The sequence below is a fragment of the Roseofilum sp. Guam genome (assembly GCF_017746735.1).
Classification (GTDB): Bacteria; Cyanobacteriota; Cyanobacteriia; order Cyanobacteriales; family Desertifilaceae; genus Roseofilum; species Roseofilum reptotaenium.
In genome coordinates, this window is the sequence record NZ_JAGHZN010000037.1 from 1 (window position 1) to 17694 (window position 17694).

A 17694-nucleotide genomic window follows, 5' to 3' on the forward strand; every position below is an offset into this window, starting at 1 on the left:
TTCTGTTGTTGATTCCTTGATTTCTATCTTCAGCCTTCCTACCATTTTTCTCTCTCCTTTGATATAATCTTTACACAGACCCCCTTGCCCTTAGCGATCGCACCCCTTTCACCCCCCCTCAATTGTAGCAAACATTTAAGGATTTGATATTAGAATGTTCTTACGATAGCGATCCTTCCTGGATACTTGGAGATTTACATAATGTTAAGTTTGACTTTGCTCAAATCGATCTATTACCTGATGTAATAGATTCATGGAAATTCCTAAAAGAAAAATGCCCTGATTTTCCTGATGAACTTCAAGTTTCTGATATCAATGCGATCGCTGCCAACAAACCCTTACTTATTACCACTGATTTGTCAGCACAAAATACAGGATAAATATTTGATTCACTGAGTAATATTAAAGGGGTCGCTTTTGTTCTAGGCGAAAATCCAACTAGAAATGATTTTCATTATTTTAGCTATTATGAAGTCATTGAAATACTTGAACCGATTACCTTTCAGGGTTTGTCATGCTGAAAACTGTCCACTTTAAGATGATTCATGAATCAATATGATTCTTAATGGGCAAGCAGATAGTAAATGTGGTTTTTTGTTGGGGAATGGAGTGGCATTCAAGGAGTCCATCATGGCGTTGGATAATTTGGTGGGCGATCGCCAATCCTAATCCTGTGCCTTTTCCCGCTGGTTTAGTGGTGAATTGATAGTCAAAAATTTGACTTTGTATGTCTTCAGGGATGCCTAACCCGTTATCGGTAACCCGAATTTGGATGAGGGAGCGATCGCGGATAAATTCGGTTGCAATGGTAATGCTATAGGATTCCTCTGAAGAATGCCCCCCATTTTTCTCACACCGCTCATCTAAAGCATCAATACTGTTGGCTAACAGATTCATAAATACTTGATTGAGTTGTTCGGGATAACAGAGAATTTGAGGTAACTCTTGATATTCTTTTCTGATTTCAATGGCTCCTCGATTCCCATTGCTTTTGAGGCGGTGTTTGAGGATGAGTAGGGTACTTTCGAGTCCATCGTGAAGATCGGATTCTACTGGCTGATCATTATTTTTTCGGGAAAACTTGCGTAAGGAAACACTAAGTTGTTGGATGCGATCGCTACCTATCTTAATTGAATCGAGAATATTGGGTAAGTCTTCTAATACATACTCTAAATCAATGGTCTCCGAGTGATCGATAATTGCCTCTGTAGGTTGGGGATATTCCCGCTTATAGAGTTGTAAATGGTCCATTAAACTCTGTACCCCTTCTTGGGCAAATGCCAGATTATTCGTAATAAATCCCAAGGGATTATTAATTTCATGGGCAATTCCGGCAATGAGTTGGCCCAAGGTTGCCATTTTTTCACTTTGAACCAACTGAAGTTGAGTATGCTGCAAACTTTCAAAAGCCCCCAATAAAGCCGCCGTTCGAGCTTCCACTTTTTGTTCTAATTTAAAGGTTAATTCTCGAATGGTTAATTGACTTCTAACGCGTGCTAATACTTCTTCACACTGAAATGGTTTACTAATATAATCTACTCCCCCGACTTGAAAGGCCTTTACCTTATCAATCACATCATCTAAAGCGCTAATAAAAACCACTGGAATTTCCGCAGTCTCTGGATTAAGTTTTAAGCGTTCGCAAACCGTATACCCATCTAAATCGGGCATTTTAATATCGAGAATGACTAAATCGGGAGGATCGGCCTGGCAAGAATTTAAGGCCATTTCTCCATTGAGAGCTTTACGCACTTTATACCCTTGTTCGGCTAACATCGTAGAGAGTAAGCGAATATTATCCGGAGTATCATCGACAATTAAAAGGTTTTTTGAATCTGTATTATTGTTCACTATAAGAATTGGGTATAACAGGACAACTGTTGACAGTTTTTAGACGGTTAAATCGTTATCGAAAGACAGAATTCCTGCCTTGTTGTTTGGCATGATAGAGCGCTTTATCAGCACTGGAAATCAAATCTTCTGGAGATAAATCGGAATCTGGAAACCGACAAGCAACCCCCAAACTAACCGTAACATATGAACTCACGATCGATTGACTATGGGGAATTTTGAGGGCTTTAACTTGCATACGAATGAGTTCAGCCACTTGTAAGGCATAATCTGACGAGGCATTGGGTAAAATAACAGCAAATTCTTCTCCCCCATATCGGGCAACTAAAGAGCCAGAATAGGTGACGACTTGTTTCATCGCTTGAGCCACCTTTTGTAGACATTGATCGCCCTTCAGATGGCCATAGGTATCATTATAAAGTTTAAAATAATCGACATCCGCCAAAATCAACGATAGGGCTTGGGGATATCCTCCGGTATAGGAAGGTAGAGAAAATAACCGTTTCCATTCTTGTTTGAGATAATCATTAAAATGGCGACGATTACTGAGTTGGGTGAGTTCATCTACGGTCACGAGCCGTTCTAAATTCTGTTGCGTTTGTTGTCGTTGGTTGACCTCTTCTTTGAGTTGTTCGAGTTCTTCTTTGAGTTTATTCTGTTGATAACAGAGGCTAAGTTGATGCTCTACCCTAGCTAAGACTTCTTCAACTTGGAAGGGTTTGGTAATGTAGTCTAGTCCGCCAGATTTGAAGGCCTGCAATTTATGGTTGGCTTCATCTAAGGCACTCAAGAAAATAATGGGAATTTGGGCAGTCATGGGTGAAGATTTGAGGGTATCACAAACTTGATAGCCATTCATGCCAGGCATATTAATATCGAGTAAGATTAAATCCGGGGGCTGGGCGGTGCAGGAGGCGATCGCCATTTCTCCATTGATGGCTTTTCGTACTTTATACCCCTGCTGGGTCAGCATTTTGGAGAGCAAACGTAAATTATCGGGCAGATCGTCCACAATTAAGATATTGCGCCCCATGAGTTCCGGTTCTGCGATCATGGTCTTACCTTTTCAATTAACGACACCACACAGTCAAAGCGAAAATTATGGGCCCATTCTGATAATTGCTGGGATAGAGGACTTAAGGATTGGGGAATTTGGTCAATGAGTAAGACCATTTCATCATCAAATCCTTTAATAGCAGTTTGATAGAGTTCTTCGATCCACTCTGGTGTCATTTCTGCGAGATAGTCTTCTAAAGGACGCGCTAGAGGTTGATCGGCTTCTGAGGGGGAATTTTCATTCTCTTGATAAAGATACTCAATTCCTAGATGTTGGGCAATTTTTTCTAAGAGAATGTTTTCTCGGAAGGGTTTACGCAAGAATTCATCACATCCAGCACTGAGGACTAAATTGCGTTCTTCTTCAAAGGCGCTGGCTGTGAGGGCAAAAATGAGGGTACTGCGACCTTTGGAGGTACTTTTAATTTGTCGGGTGGCTTCGTAACCGTCCATGACCGGCATTTGTATATCCATGAGAATTAAATGGGGATACCATCGTTTCCAGATGGAAATCGCCTCTTGGCCATTAGATGCTACCTCCACCTCAAAGCCTAAATTGCCCAACATTTGCAGCAGGAGCATCCGACTTTCTTGGCGATCATCTACAGCTAAAATCCGTTTAGTGGGTTGCCCAGGAGCTAATCCCTTCACCTTACGAGTGGGAACAGAGAACTCAATCTCACTTGAATCTATTAATTTGACTTGGATAGAAAAGGCAAAGGTCGATCCGCAATCCACTTGGGAAGTCACGGTCAAATCTCCCCCCATCAACTGTACAAACTGACGACTAATGGGCAGTCCCAATCCAGTCCCCTGTTGAGATTTACGCCCGGTTTCCGTTTGCCCAAAGGGTTCAAACAGTTGATGCAACTCTTCTGGGGCAATTCCTGGGCCTGTATCTTCGACTCGAAACTCAATTGTCGTCTCTTCCTGATGTCCTGCTGTTGATTGTCCATTGACCCGAAGGGCAACCCCCCCATCTTGGGTAAATTTAATCGCGTTCCCCAATAAATTAATTAAAACTTGGCGCAATTTTCCTTCATCTGCACCAATAAATTGGGGTACATACGAGTCCCGTTCAAAGAGGAGGTGCAAGCCTTTTGACGTGGCTTTAAGCTGAAGCATTTCTTCAATACTTTTGAGCAGGCGATAGAGATCGAAGTTACTGGGATTGAGGGTCACTCGACCTGCTTCTATTTTGGACATTTCCAAAATATCATTAATCAACTCTAGAAGATGTTCTCCCGATCGCCCAATAATCTCTAAATTTTCTTGGTGTTCCTGCTTGAGCGAGCCATCTCGACTCATGATTTGGGTAAAGCCAAGAATGGCATTTAAGGGGGTGCGCAGTTCATGGCTCATGTTAGCCAAAAATTCACTTTTGGCTTTATTCGCCTGTTCTGCTGTTTCTTTGGATTTGGCTAGGGCTTCTTCTGCTTGTTTGCGTTGGGTAATATCATTGGTGACCGACAGTAAACAATCTTCTCCCCTGAGTTTAATGATATCGGCAGAAAGTAAGGTAATGCGACGCTCTCCGGATTTGGTACAAAATTCAAATTCATAATCACGGATAAAGCCCTGACTCACTAGGGTTTCAAAGAGGTTGACTCTCTGTTCCATTTTTGTCCAGAGTTGCAATTCTACGGCGGTGCGCCCTATGACTTCTTCGTTGGTATATCCGGTGGTTCTTAGAAAGGCATCATTGACTTCTAGATGTCGCCCATCTTTCATGGAGGTGATGGTAATGGGGTGTGGAGTACACTGAAAGACAATGGAAAATTTATCTTCGGATGCTCGCTTATCGGTTTCGGCGAGGGTGCGATCGCTAATTTCTTGCTCTAGTTGCTTCGTTTTGGTTGCCAGCTCTTGAGTTCTGGATTTAACTTGAGCCTCTAAAGTTTGATTTGAATGTTTGAGTTGGGTCGATAAAACGGTGAGTTCTTGGCGTTTTTTTTCTAAGTTTTGAATTTCTTGATAGGAGCGTAGGCTTTTTAATAAACAGATGCCCAACGTTTGTTGATTGAGTTGATCTTTATGCTGATAATCATTAATATCATAATTGAGCCATATGGAAAACTCTAAGGCTTGATCCGGCTCTGTTGCACAGACGATAAGGCGATGGCATGAGTTGGGACAATCTTCTCTAATCCACTGAACCAGTTCTAACCCACCCCTGAGTTTTTCTAGATCTAGATCGATAAAGACAATGCTCAAATCTGGGTGGACTTCTAGATAACTTTGCGCTTTTTTTCTAGTCTTTATCCATTCGATTTGTAAGGGTTTTCCTTGAAATACAAAGTCCTGAAATTTCTCTATCAAAGTCTGATAAATCCGTGGATCTCGATCGATCGCTAAAATTGACCAACAGGCAGTTGATGACTGATTGGATGCACCCCGGTTATGGTTTTTCGATGGCAAGAGTTCAGCGGTTTTTTCCGATGATCCTCTCTGTTTTTTCTTCATAGTTGATACCAAAACCGTAAGTTACTGGCTACGTGTTATAGCAGTGCGTGAGTCTAATGAGGACGGACAAGGAGCTGAGATTAAGTTGTTCTCTGCTGATTTTCAGTTATTTATTATACCATTTTATGATATCTTGCACTAATATATACTTGACAGACAAGGGTCTTAAGCCTCTTGTGAAAGTGCAACCTCATAGAGTGATGGCATGACTTGGCTATAATAATCTACTCATTATAATCAACTTCTGTCGGATCTCAAATTGGCTTAAAAACTTGTTATATCTAAACCGTGTAATATTCAGCGTATTAAGGGGTTTTGTTTCTCGTATCTTCAACTAAATTGGATTCAAGGCTAAACAGGCGCTGCCATAGGCGGCTAAAGGACTAATGGGGGTGAGAAAGGGAACCGATAAATAGGTTTGCCGTAACTGTGACCACGTATCACTTTTTGCACCTCCTCCAGCCGTATACAAGCGTTTGAGAGGGGTAGCGCCCAGTTCGGAGAATCGTTGATATCCGAGAGCTTCAATACGGGCGATCGCTTGTAGGAGTCCATGGAGAAACTCAACAGGGTTATCTGGACGGGGATTGAGACGGGGGAGGAGGTTCGGATCGTTGATCGGAAAGCGATCGCCTTTTCCGAGTAAGGGATAATAATCTAGGGGACTTTCCTGATGAGGGTTAATTTGACGGGAGAAGGTATCTAATTCTACGTCAGTAAAAAAATGCCGCAGCACTGCCCCCCCAGTATTAGAAGCGCCTCCTACTAAATAGCGATCGCCAAACCGATGGCTATAAATTCCATAACGGCTATCATTAACCGGGATTTCACTGAGCAATTTTAACACTAAGGTGGAGCCAAGAGAGGTCACCGCATCACCGGAAAAGGATGCACCACTGGCAATAAAGGCGGCAATACTATCGGTGGTTCCAGCACAAATGAGACAATCGGAGGGGAGGGAAAAGGATTGGGCAATGTCTGGTAGGATAGGGGCGATCTCTTCTCCCGGGGTATAAATTTTTGGTAACTTTAGAGTTGCAGGGAGTTGGGGAAACCAATCGGGATAGCAGAAATTATGGACATCATAGCCCAATTTAAGGGCATTGTGATAATCACTGATCCCGAGTCTTCCGTGGAGCAAAGAGGCTAACCAGTCAGCTTGATGGAGGACATAGATTGGGAGATCGCCGAATGAAAGGTTTTCTAATCCCCAAAACAGCTTCGCCAAGCTCGATGTGGCACTCAAAACCAGATGATCCGCAGGCGCAAAGCGTTGTAACTGAGGAATGACAGCTTTTCCCCGGTCGTCATTGTACATCAGTGGGGGTGCGATCGCCTCGCCCTCGCGATCGCAAAATAAGACGGTTGCCGAAGTGCCATTGATTAAAATTCGCGTAATCTGTTGGCGACACTCTAGTGGCAGTTGATCCAATAACGAAAACAGACTAGTTTTCCAGACTTGGGGATGCTGGAGATCGTAAGTGCAGGTTGCCTGAGCAAGGATCGCCCGATCTGGGTTAATGGCGATCGCCCTAGCTCCCGATGTGCCAAAATCGATTCCTAACGCTAACCCCATATACAGTAATAAATTTATTACGGATACCTTATCATAACCCGTTCAAGCCGATTTACACAGTCAATCTTTAATCCATCAACAGTTAGTAGAAGATATTACTCTTTTAGCTTGGTTTTTGGGTAAAACTTCATTCTCAAACTCAGGATATTGGGAATCCAGAGTATAAGCAATTTTGCGAATTAAAGGAAAAGCCACTTTCCCTAACTTCAACTGTCTAAAAACAGCTTGTGGATCGGATAAGTGAGTTGTGGGTAATTCTTGCCCCAATTTTTTGAAGACTAAGCCCAGAGGAATTTTAAGTTCTTCTTGTAGTTGTAAACATTGCACTAAAAATTGACTGTAAGAGCCAATAATTGAACCGACTCCGCCTCGCGCTTGCCCCCAACCAATATAGTAAATCCCTTTATAATCGTCTAAAAAAGTACCAGCATAACATTGAACGATCGCCCCTTTTATCCGTTGCAGTTCATCAGGCAAAAAGGGATAGGCAAGATGATACCCTGTAGCGCAAACAATCAAATCAATATTAGCCGAACTACCATCGACAAACTCTACGGTAGAGTCATGCAAGGAGTCAATGCCAGGCTTGGGCGTGATTTTTCCTTGTTTAATATAATAAGGAACTTCATTATTGATAGTAGGATGCTTGGCAAATAAGCGATGGTTTGGTTTGCGTAAACCATAGCGTTTATGGGGGCCAAAAGTGAGCTGAATAATCGTCTGAGCCATAGATCGTTGTACCCATTCGGGCATCCACCATTGAACCAGATTAACGACTGGAACACCGACAAAAGTTTTGGGAATAAACCAAACAGACTCCCGCAAGCTAAGAAACGATTTTGCCGCGACTCGTGCCGCTTCAGCAGCAATATCACAACCCGAGTTACCTCCACCAATAACAAGGACTCGTTTACCCCGTAGTTGCTCCGGATGTTTGTAATCTTTAGAATGAATGATTTCACCCTTGAATTCACCCTGAAATTCTGGAAAGCGCTTGCACCAATGATGACCATTGCAGATTAAAATTCCCTTATAAATTCTTTCTTCTCCGTTTGCAAAAATGACGTGCCAGAGATTATTCTTGGTGGGATTAACGGCGATGACTGTGCGATTGAGTTCGATATTTTCCCGTAATCGATAATGGTTGGCAAAATCACGCAGATAGGCTAACATTTGAGCCGCACTTGGAAAGTCGGGATAGTCATCTGGCATAGGAAACTGAGGGAATTGGGTAACCTTTCGAGAGGAGATAATATGGGCGGTTTCATACACGCCGTGATACCAATTGCCCCCAATATCATCGCTGGCATCAACTTGATCGTAGGGAATTTGGGCAGATTTCAGAGCCTCGGCAATACCGAGTCCGATAAAACCTGCCCCAAGGATGATATATTTTTCACAGGTTTGGGACATAATAATGAGAATGGATGGACGATCGCAAACTTAGAGGATTATAGACTAAGTCAAAGAGTTTTGGCGATCTAAAGTCCCTTCACCAAAACTGATTCTAACCATCGTCCAATATTAGGGTACTTTGCCCTGTAACCGCCCTAATTTTTAGTAGCTGTTCACTGGTGTTGCGAATAGAGTCTATAGTACCTGGATTAATTAAACCGTAGTAGTCAAAGACATAAACTTTTTGGGTTTTAACTGCTTTAAGTTGTGACCAAAATCCATTAGATTCTAATTCTTTTAATGGAGATTGATTGGCAAATTGAATAACAATTAATACATCCGGATCAATTTGTAATATTTTTTCTGGAGAGAGGGTAATATAGCCACTAATGGGGGCATTGCCTTGTAAGTCAGCAGTGACATTTTCAAAGTTCAACTGACTTAAAAAATCACCTGACCAACTATTCTTATTCGGCGATAGAATGGGTTGGGTACTGGCCAGAATTAAAGTGCTTGGCCCAGGGGGGTTGGAAGAAGGAATAAAAGCTTGATATTGGTTTAACAGGGGTTGGGGGTCAGCATCAATAGCAGAGGCGATCGCTTCCGTCAAGGCTTCTAAGCTTTCCCAACTCTCCAAAGAGACTAAATACGTCTCAATATTCAGCTCCGTAAGCCTGGCCGTAATTTGATCGTGAAACCCAGTTGCACCAATAACTAAATCGGGTTTCAGAGCAATAATTTTCTCTAAACTTGGTGCAGTTTGTCCTTGACTGACAGGGGGGATGTCCGCGAACCGGGGGTCTTTCTCTAGCAGGGAACTTCCAGGAATACCCACTAATTTAGAAGCGTCTAACCGTTGTAAAATATCCGCCGAAAGAGAGGTTAATGCCACTACTCGCTCTATGCTTTCGGTTGGGATCTCTTCTGGAGAGCTAAGGGGTGTCTCTGGAAGGGGAGAAACCTGGGGTTGAGTACAGGCAAAGAGACTCAAATTCAGCAGGATAGCTAAACCCACTCCGATCCACCGAGCCTCATTTTGCCTGTTCCTCAACATAATCATCACTCCTACATCTGAGATTGGATATAGTTTGCTTCCCCAATCATCTCCATCAATCTTAATTGTTGTTCTAACCAATAGGCATGATCTTCTTCCGTATCCGTTAGAATCACTTCTAAGATTTCGCGAGTTTGATAATCTTGCTCGGTTTCGCAAACGGCGATCGCTTCTTTCAAGTCGGAAACTACCTTGTACTCTAACTCTAAGTCACTGGCGAGCATTTCCTTCACTGTTGAGCCAATATTGAGGCCCTCCTGTTGCGATAAATCTGGACGTGCTTCTAAAAACAACAATCGCTTAATAATTGCATCCGCATGTTGGGTTTCTTCTTGCATTTCATGATCGATGCGCTCATAGAGCTTGTTCAATCCCCAATCTCCATACATGCGAGAATGGGTAAAATACTGATCCCTTGCAGCGAGTTCACTTCTGAGCAGTTTGTGCAGTTGGTCAATAACTCGATCTGTCCCTTTCATTGTTTTCGTCTCACTTTAAATCTGGATGGTTACTCGGATAATTGTTGTGATTACATCATCGATTGCAGATAATTTTCTAACCCTGCACTTTCGATTAGCCATTGTTGGGATTCGAGCCAATCAATCGACTCTTCTATGTCCTCTAGAATCTCTTCTAGCATGTCCCGACTAACATAGTCTTGAACCGATTCACACAGTTGAATTGCCTGTTGCAGATCTGACCGTATGTCTTGATACATTCTCAAGTCGTTTTGCAACAGTTCCGGTACTGTTTCACCGATGAGTAATTTACCTAAATCTTGTAAATTGGGCAAACCTTCCAGAAATAAAGTTCGCTCAATCAGCTTATCGGCATGTTTCATCGCTGCAATCGATGCCTTATACACTTTATCGTTAAGCTGATGAAGTCCCCAGTTTTTGCAGATTCTGGCATGGAGAAAAAACTGGTTAATTGCCGTCAATTGAAGTTTGAGGGCAGCATTTAATTGGGTGTGGACATTGGTATTGCCCTGCATTGGTGTTCTCCTAACTGAATTGATTGCTCTTTGATCAAGAACAGATATGGATTTCGAGTTGTCTTCGCCGATCCTACTTGACTTCCTAGGGGCTGTCAATGCATAATGGAAGGGGTTAGTTGAGAATACTTTTCATTAACTTAGGATTAAGTTAAGACAAGAATAACTAAAAATCTAGTGGAGGCAGTGAACCTGGATGTACATTTGTATTTGTCATGCAGTTACGGACCGTGATATTCATAAGGCGGTCGCCCAAGGAGCTTGTTCTATCGATCTAGTCTGCGATCGCCTGAACGTGTCTAGTAGTTGTGGACGCTGTTGGGAACATGCCCAGCAAGTTGTCCAAGACGCGCTCTCTGAAAACCAAGCACCGATAGAAATTGGCTCAATTGCTCGTAAAACTCAAGAGCGTTATGATGATCGCCGTAAAGCTTCTTAAGAGCCACTCACAATTTGTTGAGTTATACTCTTAATAAGAAAATACTTTTAAATCCGCCTATTGAGTAACAGTAACTATCCAAGGTTGGAATAACTCTACCCATTGGGAGTGACTGACAACGAGGGTGGGATAGGGACAATGATGATAATCTTCACCCGATATGAGGGGAAAAGGAGCCGCATCGGTGAGGGGAACCCAGACTACACCAGCAGCATGGGATATTACCCAAACTGCGGCAATATCCCAGATTTTCGGGGTCGCTTCTATCCCCCCGATGGCAATTCCGGCAGAAACGGTGAGTATACTGTAGGTCGCTACACCAAGCATCCGAATTTTACAAGGAAAAGGAGCGGAATCGGCCTGCAAAACCGAGGTCGTGCGAGCGCAAAGATTGCAAAGGTTAAAGAAATGATTTTGACTGGGCTGATCGGACGTTGGGGTAATGGGGAGATCGTTCAAGAACGCCCCGACGGGATGACCTTCCAGCTCTGGGGGAGCATTCCAAAACCCATAAAAGGAGTGACGAATGGGGGGAAAATAGACATAGCCAAATACGGGAGTGCCTTGATAGAGTAAGGCCATAGAAATTCCCCACAGGGGAACGCCACGCGTAAAATTGGTTGTACCATCAATGGGGTCAATAATCCAACACCAAGGAGTATCGGGAAAATGTTTGGCTGTTTCTTCTGTTAATACTCCATGATCGGGAAATTGGGCTAAAATTCGTTCTTGTAGTTGGCGATCGGCCCATTGATCTGCCTGCGTTACCAAAGAACCATCGTCTTTTTCGAGTCCCTGCACCTGACCAAATTGCTTGAGAAGTTCTTCTCCAACCTCCTCGGTCGTCACTTTCACAAACTCCAAAACTTGTTTCCACAGGGGATAATTCATTAACTCCATACTGACTAAGCTAGAATAACTACAATCCGATCTTAAGATGAACGGGGTTCCTATGGGGTATCGAGAAATTATTGAGTTTTGGTTTGACCAAATCGATCCGAAGCAGTGGTGGAAAAAAGATGAATCCTTCGATCTCCTCATTCGCGATCGCTTTGGTCAAGTCTATAATCAAGCAACGCTGTGTGAACTTTACCCTTGGCGGACAGAGCCTTTAGGAAGATTAGCCGAGATTATTATTCTCGATCAGTTTTCTCGAAATATATATCGAAATCAGGCCTTAGCTTTTGCCTTTGATTCCTTAGCATTAGCACTGGCTCAAGAGGCAATTTCCAATCAAACGAATCAATATCTTACGGTTGAGCAAAAGTCATTTCTTTATCTACCTTTCATGCATAGTGAATCTCTGAGAATTCATGAAATTGCTGTGGAATTATTTAGCGAGCCAGGATTAGAGTCCAATCTCCAGTTTGAATACAGACACAAGGAAATTATCGAGAAATTTGGACGGTATCCCCACAGAAATGATCTTTTGGGTCGTTTATCTACACCCGAAGAAACTGAATTTCTTCAACAACCAGGTTCATCCTTTTAATCCATCAAGGAGCCATTCCTGACTCCTGACTCCCCATTCTCTCTTGTCGGAATCCGGAACACCAGATACAGTGTGGAATAACTTTGGTGTGGTCTGTAAGGAGTGGATATGCTCAGTCAAGAATCTTCGCTGAAACTTCAATCGAATCGTTCATCTTTACAAGAAAGTGGGGCAACTGTGCCTTTGCGGGAACGAGCTTGGGTAGAAATCGATCGAGGGGCGATCGCCCATAATGTGCGAGAACTCAAACACCATTTACACCAAAACTGTCAGTTAATGGCAGTCGTGAAGGCGGATGCGTATGGTCATGGGGCGATCGCTGTGGCTGAAACTGCCTTGGAAGCGGGGGCAAGTTGGTTAGGGGTGGCGACAATTCCAGAGGGAATACAATTACGGGAAGCCGGGATAGAAGCCCCGATTCTACTTTTAGGCGCGGTTAATAGTCCAGAACAAATCCAGGCGATCGCCCATTGGCATCTGCAACCGACTCTGTGTAGTGCCAAACAAGCTTTAATTGTTTCCGAAACCCTGAGTGAACTCGGCAAAACTCTCACGGTTCACCTGAAACTGGATACCGGAATGTCCCGTTTAGGTATTCCTTGGCAAGAAGGAGCTGAGTTTTTTCAGCAGGTTTCCCACTTACCCCATCTCCAAATTGGCAGTATCTATTCTCACTTGGCAACGGCGGATAGTCCCGATCCGCAGATCATGAATCAACAGCATCAGCGTTTTCAAGAGGCGATCGCCCAAATTAAAGCCACAGGTTTACCTTTGCCAAAACTGCATTTAGCTAATTCTGCGGCTACGTTATGCGATCGCTCTTGCCATTATGACTTTGTGCGCGTCGGACTGGCTACCTATGGACTCTATCCCGCTCCCCACCTTCAAGGTCTGGTTAGCCTTAAACCGGTGATGCAAGTTAGAGCAAGGATCACCCAAATCAAAACTATTCCTGCGGGAACCGGTATTAGTTATGGATATCAATATATTACGGCCCAGGAGATGACTGTTGCTGTTGTGGGTATTGGATATGCCGATGGGGTTCCTCGTAACCTCTCCAATAAACTGCACGTCGGTATTCGAGGGCAGCGTATTCCCCAAGTGGGCGCTATTACCATGGATCAGTTAATGCTTGATGTCAGCAGCATCCCCGATCTACAAGTGGGCGAGGTCGTCACCCTTTTAGGACAAGATGGCCAAAATCAGTTTACCGCTGATGATTGGGCTGACACTCTTGGCACTATTTCTTGGGAAATTTTATGTAGCTTCAAACATCGTTTACCGAGAGTAACCCGATGAGCGCCAGCATGGGACGGGTTTTGTCTTTTGCGATTGCCCGTTACTCGACTAAGGGAATGGTATATTCCCTCGCGATTTGTTCAAAGAGGGGATAATATTGGGCAAATTCTGAACTGGGCGATCGCCCTTCCCAAACATAATAGACTTGATTGCTATAGATTCTCAGGGTTAACCGGCTGGTGGTCGTCTCCAAAGTTGGGGTTAATAAGCCTTTGATTCCTTGGTTGGTGATGAAGTTTGAACCATCGTATAAGCCATTGAGTTCAACCTGAGACTGGGCAAACCCTTGGATCTGAATCTCTGGGCGATCGGGATGGCTGAAAATTTGCCCGTCCTGATTTTCCGGTGGCGGTTGCGCTTGCCATTGCTCGGGATAGGGAAATGTAAATCCATAACGGGGATTTTGATAAATTTTCCAGTTATTCAATGGGGGATTGGCAGGGCAAGCAGAGACTGAAATCATTACACACAAAAGGATGAGCGCTTTTAACGCTGTCCTCCACATCCTCCGCTTTGTAAACAAATGTAACAATATTGCCGTCATATAGTCTTTACGTCTTGACAGCTAATGATAGAATCGATAAGGTAATAAGGCATAGCCGGATAGGACGACTCCAGAGCTATATGCAAGACAAGCAAAAAGTTACGCTGTACATTCCCCCAGAACTCCATCGTCGGCTAAAAATACAAGCGGCGATCGATTTAGAACCGATGTCAGCCATTGTAGAACGGGCAATTACATTCTACCTGGAACATCCAGAGGTCGTGGACAATATGAACGATTCCTACGGGAAAACGTATCAGATCCATACCTGTCCAGAATGTGAGAGTTCAGTGGTTATCCAAGATGGAGAACTGGTCGCTCTTAAGAATCAGCCCACAGTGCTGTCTGAAGAGGAACTGCCAGTTGAGAGGGTGTCAAACCTTGATCCCCAGATTTCTCAATCTGGCGAGGAAGAATTGGTTCCGTGCTAAATATTGTCGGATCATATGCTGACATAAAATGGCCGGACTAATCCGATTGTAAGCTAAACGTTTAACCCTGGGTTATCCACTTAGTATGGATCAGATTAGTCTAGCCCCAACCGGTATTCCCCCTGTTGCAAGTAGGTCGATCGCTATGCGAGAGCAGCTTAGTATTTTAATTAAAGCTCAATATCCCCTAATCTACCTCGTAACCTCTGAGGAAGAGCGGGCAGAGCAATCCATAGCCAACCTTGCACAAGGCAAGTCTCCAAGACGACTCTACGTTTGGACAGTCACCCGTGGAATGGTTGAGTACGGAGAACCTCGCAGCGTAACCCAGCACAATACGTTGTCACCGGAAGCGGCGATCGAATGGGTGATTCGCCAACCTTCCAAAGAAGGGGCAATCTTTATCTTTAAGGACTTGCATTCCTTCTACACTCCAACGATCGTGCGGTGGTTACGCGATGCGATCGCCAACTTTAAGGGAACTCAGAAGACCATTATATTAATGTCTCCTGTGCAAGAAATTCCCATTGAATTGGAAAAAGAAATTATTGTTCTTGACTTTCCTTTACCCGATCTTGAGGCTCTCAACCAAATCTTATCCGCTCAACTCGGTTCTAGTCGGATCAAGACCAATGTGCGAGAAAAACTCCTCAAAGCTGCCCTAGGATTAACCCTAGATGAAGCAGAAAAGGTCTATCGTAAAGCTCAAGTAACAGCCGGTCGATTAACCGGATCTGAGGTAGAAATCGTTCTATCTGAGAAAAAACAGTTAATTCGCCGTAATGGTATTCTCGAATACATTGAAGAAGACGAAACCCTTGATTCAGTCGGGGGGTTAGAAGAACTCAAATCCTGGCTCAAACAGCGATCGAACGCCTTTACTGAGCGAGCCAGACAATACGGACTCCCCCAACCCAAAGGAATGCTCATTTTAGGCGTTCCCGGTTGTGGAAAATCCTTAATTGCTAAAACGACCTCTCGCCTGTGGGGATTACCCCTACTGCGCCTGGATATGGGTCGAGTCTATGATGGGTCTATGGTTGGTCGTTCAGAAGCGAACCTCCGAAATGCCCTGAAAACGGCTGAATCCATTTCCCCCGCTATCTTGTTCATTGATGAACTCGACAAAGCCTTTGCTGGAGGAACCGGTTCGGCGGACTCCGATGGCGGAACCTCTAGCCGGATCTTCGGATCGTTCCTCACCTGGATGCAAGAAAAAACCTCCCCAGTGTTTGTCATGGCAACCGCTAACCGTGTAGAGCGATTGCCCGGAGAGTTCTTGCGTAAAGGCCGCTTTGACGAAATCTTCTTTGTCGATCTACCCAATGAACAAGAGCGTCAAGATATTTTCACGATTCATCTAGAAAAACGTCGCCGAGATATATCCCGCTTCGATATCGAGCAACTCTCGAAGATCTGCGATGGTTTTTCCGGAGCTGAAATTGAGCAGGCCCTGATTGCAGCCATGTATGAAGCATTTGCCCAGGATCGGGAATTTACCCAACTGGACATCATTGCTGCCATCAAAGCCACGTTGCCCCTGTCAAAGACCATGCAAGAACAGGTCACTGCCCTCAGAGACTGGGCAAGACAACGTGCTCGGCCTGCTGCTGCTTCGGTTGCTGAATATCAGCGACTGGAGTTCTAACAGACTTTCTCTCCTGCTCCCAACAGGAGGAAAGACTAGCGCATCCCTCGCTAGTTCATCCAACGCCAGCGATCGCCATCAGCGCTCAACGGCATAGTTTCAATCCATGAGTTGTCGTTTCTCTCAAACAACGTTTTCTTAGGAGGAAATCTCAAATGTCTCACTTTAGCACCCTGCGTACCAAAATCACCGACGCTGAAATCCTCAAGTCTTCCTTGCGTGACCTGGGTATCTCCGTTAAGAGTGAAGCCAATGTGCGTGGATACAATGGCCAACAGGTTCGTGCTGACATCGTTGCGGTTCTCGAAGGCGAGTATGACCTCGGCTGGTCTCGTAATGCCGATGGTTCTTTCGACCTGATCGCTGACCTCTGGGGTGTTGCAAAAAAGCACAATCAAACCGAGTTGATCAACTCCATCAACCAAAAATATGCAGTCAACAAGACCCTGAGCGAAGTTAAGCGTCCTGGTCTGCAAAACGCTAACGTGAAATTGGTTGTCCAAAAGTAATTTCTCTAGCGCGTTTCCAAGTTAACGGGTTAACCTAATTCTGGTTACCCCGTTTTTTTATGTCGAGAGAACTATGGATCGGATTGCATCTGAGTTTAATCCCAAAATCACTCAAGTATTACAAGAGTGTGGTCAACAAATTGAATTGCTCAGTGAGTCTTTTGAGGTCGATCAAAAAGGGCCAGGAGATTATGTAACCAATGTCGATCGCTATTTAGACCGGAAGCTGTCTCAGGTTTTTGGCGGTATGTTTCCCCAAGATGGCATTATTACCGAGGAAAACGAAGCATCAAGACGCTTATTCCATCAAGGGTATGAACAATTATGGTGTATTGACCCCTTAGATGGTACAGAAGGATTAGTCAATGGTCGTCAAGATTATGCGGTGATGGTAGGGTTGTTGCGAGATTATCAACCGATCGCTGGTTGGATTTATGCTCCTGCACGGGCAAGATTATATTATGGAGGCCAGGATTGGGGTTTATTTGAAATTCGTTCTCAAGAACTCCCCAAAGCCATCATACCCCAAATGCCTTCCTCTCCCTCTGCATCATTCTGTCCGGTGCAAATTGGCTTTCAAGACCGGAAAAGGTATGGCCAAGCCCTAACTCAGTTTGTTCCCCACATTCAGTTTTACTCTTTAGGCAGCTTTGGCTTGAAGGTCTTAGAGGTGATTTTTGGCCGGGTTGGCCTGTATTTTTACTTCAATCGTCGGGTAAAACTCTGGGATACTGTCGGCCCCATCGCCTTAGCTCAGAGGGCGGGATTAATTTGTTGCGATCTAGAGGGTCAACCCTTAGAGTTTAGCCCCAATGCCATTCATCCTGATACCCTAGCCCACGAGCAAATGATTGTTATTGGTTGGCCAGAATATGTTGAGGCCCTTCTGCCAGGATTACAGAAAGCGGTGTATTCAGTTCAAGGGGCAATCTCCACCAGCTAA

General features: G+C 44.2%; 18 protein-coding genes. 8 read left to right on the forward strand and 10 right to left on the reverse strand.

The window, feature by feature from the left end; all coding sequences use genetic code 11:
* Positions 1-143: 143 nt before the first annotated feature.
* On the forward strand, positions 144-380 hold the full coding sequence (locus tag J7529_RS15265) for a hypothetical protein (protein ID WP_318729697.1): 237 nt from the start codon (positions 144-146) through the stop codon (positions 378-380).
* A 163-nt stretch (positions 381-543) separates the two neighbouring features.
* On the opposite strand, the gene J7529_RS15270 is transcribed toward J7529_RS15265, so the two are convergent.
* From J7529_RS15270 to bfr (J7529_RS15305), 8 genes are all read right to left on the reverse strand, one after another.
* Positions 544-1851 carry a response regulator gene (locus tag J7529_RS15270; protein ID WP_318729698.1) on the reverse strand — a complete coding sequence of 436 codons (1308 nt, stop codon included), beginning with the start codon at positions 1849-1851 and terminating at the stop codon, positions 544-546.
* A 55-nt stretch (positions 1852-1906) separates the two neighbouring features.
* Positions 1907-2905 (reverse strand): diguanylate cyclase domain-containing protein, encoded by a 999-nt coding sequence (locus J7529_RS15275; RefSeq protein WP_318729701.1) that lies wholly within the window; start codon positions 2903-2905, stop codon positions 1907-1909.
* Complete coding sequence (locus tag J7529_RS15280) at positions 2902-5370, reverse strand: response regulator (protein ID WP_318729702.1); 2469 nt, start codon at positions 5368-5370, stop codon at positions 2902-2904. Before J7529_RS15280 ends, J7529_RS15275 begins: the two co-directional genes overlap by 4 nt.
* 334 nt (positions 5371-5704) lie before the next feature.
* Positions 5705-6946, reverse strand: coding sequence for an FGGY-family carbohydrate kinase (locus tag J7529_RS15285; RefSeq protein WP_318729703.1), 1242 nt, complete (start codon positions 6944-6946; stop codon positions 5705-5707).
* 75 nt (positions 6947-7021) lie between these two features.
* A complete protein-coding gene (locus tag J7529_RS15290; protein ID WP_318729704.1) occupies positions 7022-8359 on the reverse strand; it encodes a flavin-containing monooxygenase in 1338 nt (445 codons plus the stop codon).
* Positions 8360-8453: 94 nt separating this feature from the next.
* Positions 8454-9395 carry an ABC transporter substrate-binding protein gene (locus J7529_RS15295; RefSeq protein WP_318729705.1) on the reverse strand — a complete coding sequence of 314 codons (942 nt, stop codon included), beginning with the start codon at positions 9393-9395 and terminating at the stop codon, positions 8454-8456.
* A gap of 11 nt (positions 9396-9406) precedes the next feature.
* The gene (gene bfr, locus J7529_RS15300) at positions 9407-9874 is read right to left on the reverse strand and encodes a bacterioferritin (protein WP_271944943.1); all 468 of its coding nucleotides are present in this window, start codon (positions 9872-9874) and stop codon (positions 9407-9409) included.
* 50 nt (positions 9875-9924) lie between these two features.
* Complete coding sequence (bfr, locus tag J7529_RS15305) at positions 9925-10389, reverse strand: bacterioferritin (RefSeq protein WP_271944946.1); 465 nt, start codon at positions 10387-10389, stop codon at positions 9925-9927.
* 196 nt (positions 10390-10585) lie between these two features.
* On the opposite strand from bfr (J7529_RS15305), the gene J7529_RS15310 reads away from it, so the two are divergent.
* On the forward strand, positions 10586-10828 hold the full coding sequence (locus tag J7529_RS15310) for a (2Fe-2S)-binding protein (protein WP_271944948.1): 243 nt from the start codon (positions 10586-10588) through the stop codon (positions 10826-10828).
* A gap of 57 nt (positions 10829-10885) precedes the next feature.
* Here the strand turns inward: J7529_RS15310 and J7529_RS15315 are convergent, their stop codons facing one another.
* Positions 10886-11719, reverse strand: coding sequence for an inositol monophosphatase family protein (locus J7529_RS15315; protein ID WP_318729706.1), 834 nt, complete (start codon positions 11717-11719; stop codon positions 10886-10888).
* 61 nt (positions 11720-11780) lie between these two features.
* Between J7529_RS15315 and J7529_RS15320 the strand changes: the two genes are divergently transcribed.
* Both J7529_RS15320 and alr read left to right on the forward strand, forming a co-directional pair.
* Positions 11781-12320 carry a DUF924 family protein gene (locus J7529_RS15320; protein WP_318729708.1) on the forward strand — a complete coding sequence of 180 codons (540 nt, stop codon included), beginning with the start codon at positions 11781-11783 and terminating at the stop codon, positions 12318-12320.
* Between the two features lie 108 nt (positions 12321-12428).
* The gene (alr, locus tag J7529_RS15325; protein WP_318729710.1) at positions 12429-13619 is read left to right on the forward strand and encodes an alanine racemase; all 1191 of its coding nucleotides are present in this window, start codon (positions 12429-12431) and stop codon (positions 13617-13619) included.
* 40 nt (positions 13620-13659) lie between these two features.
* Here alr and J7529_RS15330 read toward each other — a convergent pair whose 3' ends face one another.
* Positions 13660-14082, reverse strand: a complete 423-nt coding sequence (locus J7529_RS15330) for a hypothetical protein (RefSeq protein ID WP_271944960.1) — start codon at positions 14080-14082, stop codon at positions 13660-13662.
* Between the two features lie 161 nt (positions 14083-14243).
* Here J7529_RS15330 and J7529_RS15335 point away from each other — a divergent pair, with 161 nt between their 5' ends.
* The 4 genes from J7529_RS15335 (at position 14244) to J7529_RS15350 (ending at position 17694) form a co-directional block, all read left to right on the forward strand.
* Entirely contained in the window at positions 14244-14594 is a 351-nt protein-coding gene (locus tag J7529_RS15335) for a hypothetical protein (protein ID WP_318729711.1), read from the forward strand.
* Between the two features lie 145 nt (positions 14595-14739).
* A complete protein-coding gene (locus J7529_RS15340) occupies positions 14740-16242 on the forward strand; it encodes an AAA family ATPase (protein WP_413038897.1) in 1503 nt (500 codons plus the stop codon).
* Between the two features lie 155 nt (positions 16243-16397).
* A complete protein-coding gene (locus tag J7529_RS15345; protein ID WP_271944967.1) occupies positions 16398-16751 on the forward strand; it encodes a DUF1257 domain-containing protein in 354 nt (117 codons plus the stop codon).
* Positions 16752-16824: 73 nt separating this feature from the next.
* Positions 16825-17694 carry an inositol monophosphatase family protein gene (locus J7529_RS15350; protein WP_318729713.1) on the forward strand — a complete coding sequence of 290 codons (870 nt, stop codon included), beginning with the start codon at positions 16825-16827 and terminating at the stop codon, positions 17692-17694.

Coding starts and splice junctions, on each gene's coding strand:
- J7529_RS15320 (WP_318729708.1), top strand. CDS start 11,781: ATGGGGTATCGAGAAATTATTGAGTTTTGGTTTGACCAAATCGATCCG.
- J7529_RS15350 (WP_318729713.1), top strand. CDS start 16,825: ATGGATCGGATTGCATCTGAGTTTAATCCCAAAATCACTCAAGTATTA.
- J7529_RS15335 (WP_318729711.1), top strand. CDS start 14,244: ATGCAAGACAAGCAAAAAGTTACGCTGTACATTCCCCCAGAACTCCAT.
- J7529_RS15290 (WP_318729704.1), bottom strand. CDS start 8,359: ATGTCCCAAACCTGTGAAAAATATATCATCCTTGGGGCAGGTTTTATC.
- alr (WP_318729710.1), top strand. CDS start 12,429: ATGCTCAGTCAAGAATCTTCGCTGAAACTTCAATCGAATCGTTCATCT.
- J7529_RS15280 (WP_318729702.1), bottom strand. CDS start 5,370: ATGAAGAAAAAACAGAGAGGATCATCGGAAAAAACCGCTGAACTCTTG.
- J7529_RS15330 (WP_271944960.1), bottom strand. CDS start 14,082: ATGATTTCAGTCTCTGCTTGCCCTGCCAATCCCCCATTGAATAACTGG.
- J7529_RS15315 (WP_318729706.1), bottom strand. CDS start 11,719: ATGAATTATCCCCTGTGGAAACAAGTTTTGGAGTTTGTGAAAGTGACG.
- J7529_RS15275 (WP_318729701.1), bottom strand. CDS start 2,905: ATGATCGCAGAACCGGAACTCATGGGGCGCAATATCTTAATTGTGGAC.
- J7529_RS15345 (WP_271944967.1), top strand. CDS start 16,398: ATGTCTCACTTTAGCACCCTGCGTACCAAAATCACCGACGCTGAAATC.
- J7529_RS15285 (WP_318729703.1), bottom strand. CDS start 6,946: ATGGGGTTAGCGTTAGGAATCGATTTTGGCACATCGGGAGCTAGGGCG.
- bfr (WP_271944943.1), bottom strand. CDS start 9,874: ATGAAAGGGACAGATCGAGTTATTGACCAACTGCACAAACTGCTCAGA.
- J7529_RS15310 (WP_271944948.1), top strand. CDS start 10,586: ATGTACATTTGTATTTGTCATGCAGTTACGGACCGTGATATTCATAAG.
- J7529_RS15340 (WP_413038897.1), top strand. CDS start 14,740: ATGCGAGAGCAGCTTAGTATTTTAATTAAAGCTCAATATCCCCTAATC.
- J7529_RS15295 (WP_318729705.1), bottom strand. CDS start 9,395: ATGTTGAGGAACAGGCAAAATGAGGCTCGGTGGATCGGAGTGGGTTTA.
- bfr (WP_271944946.1), bottom strand. CDS start 10,389: ATGCAGGGCAATACCAATGTCCACACCCAATTAAATGCTGCCCTCAAA.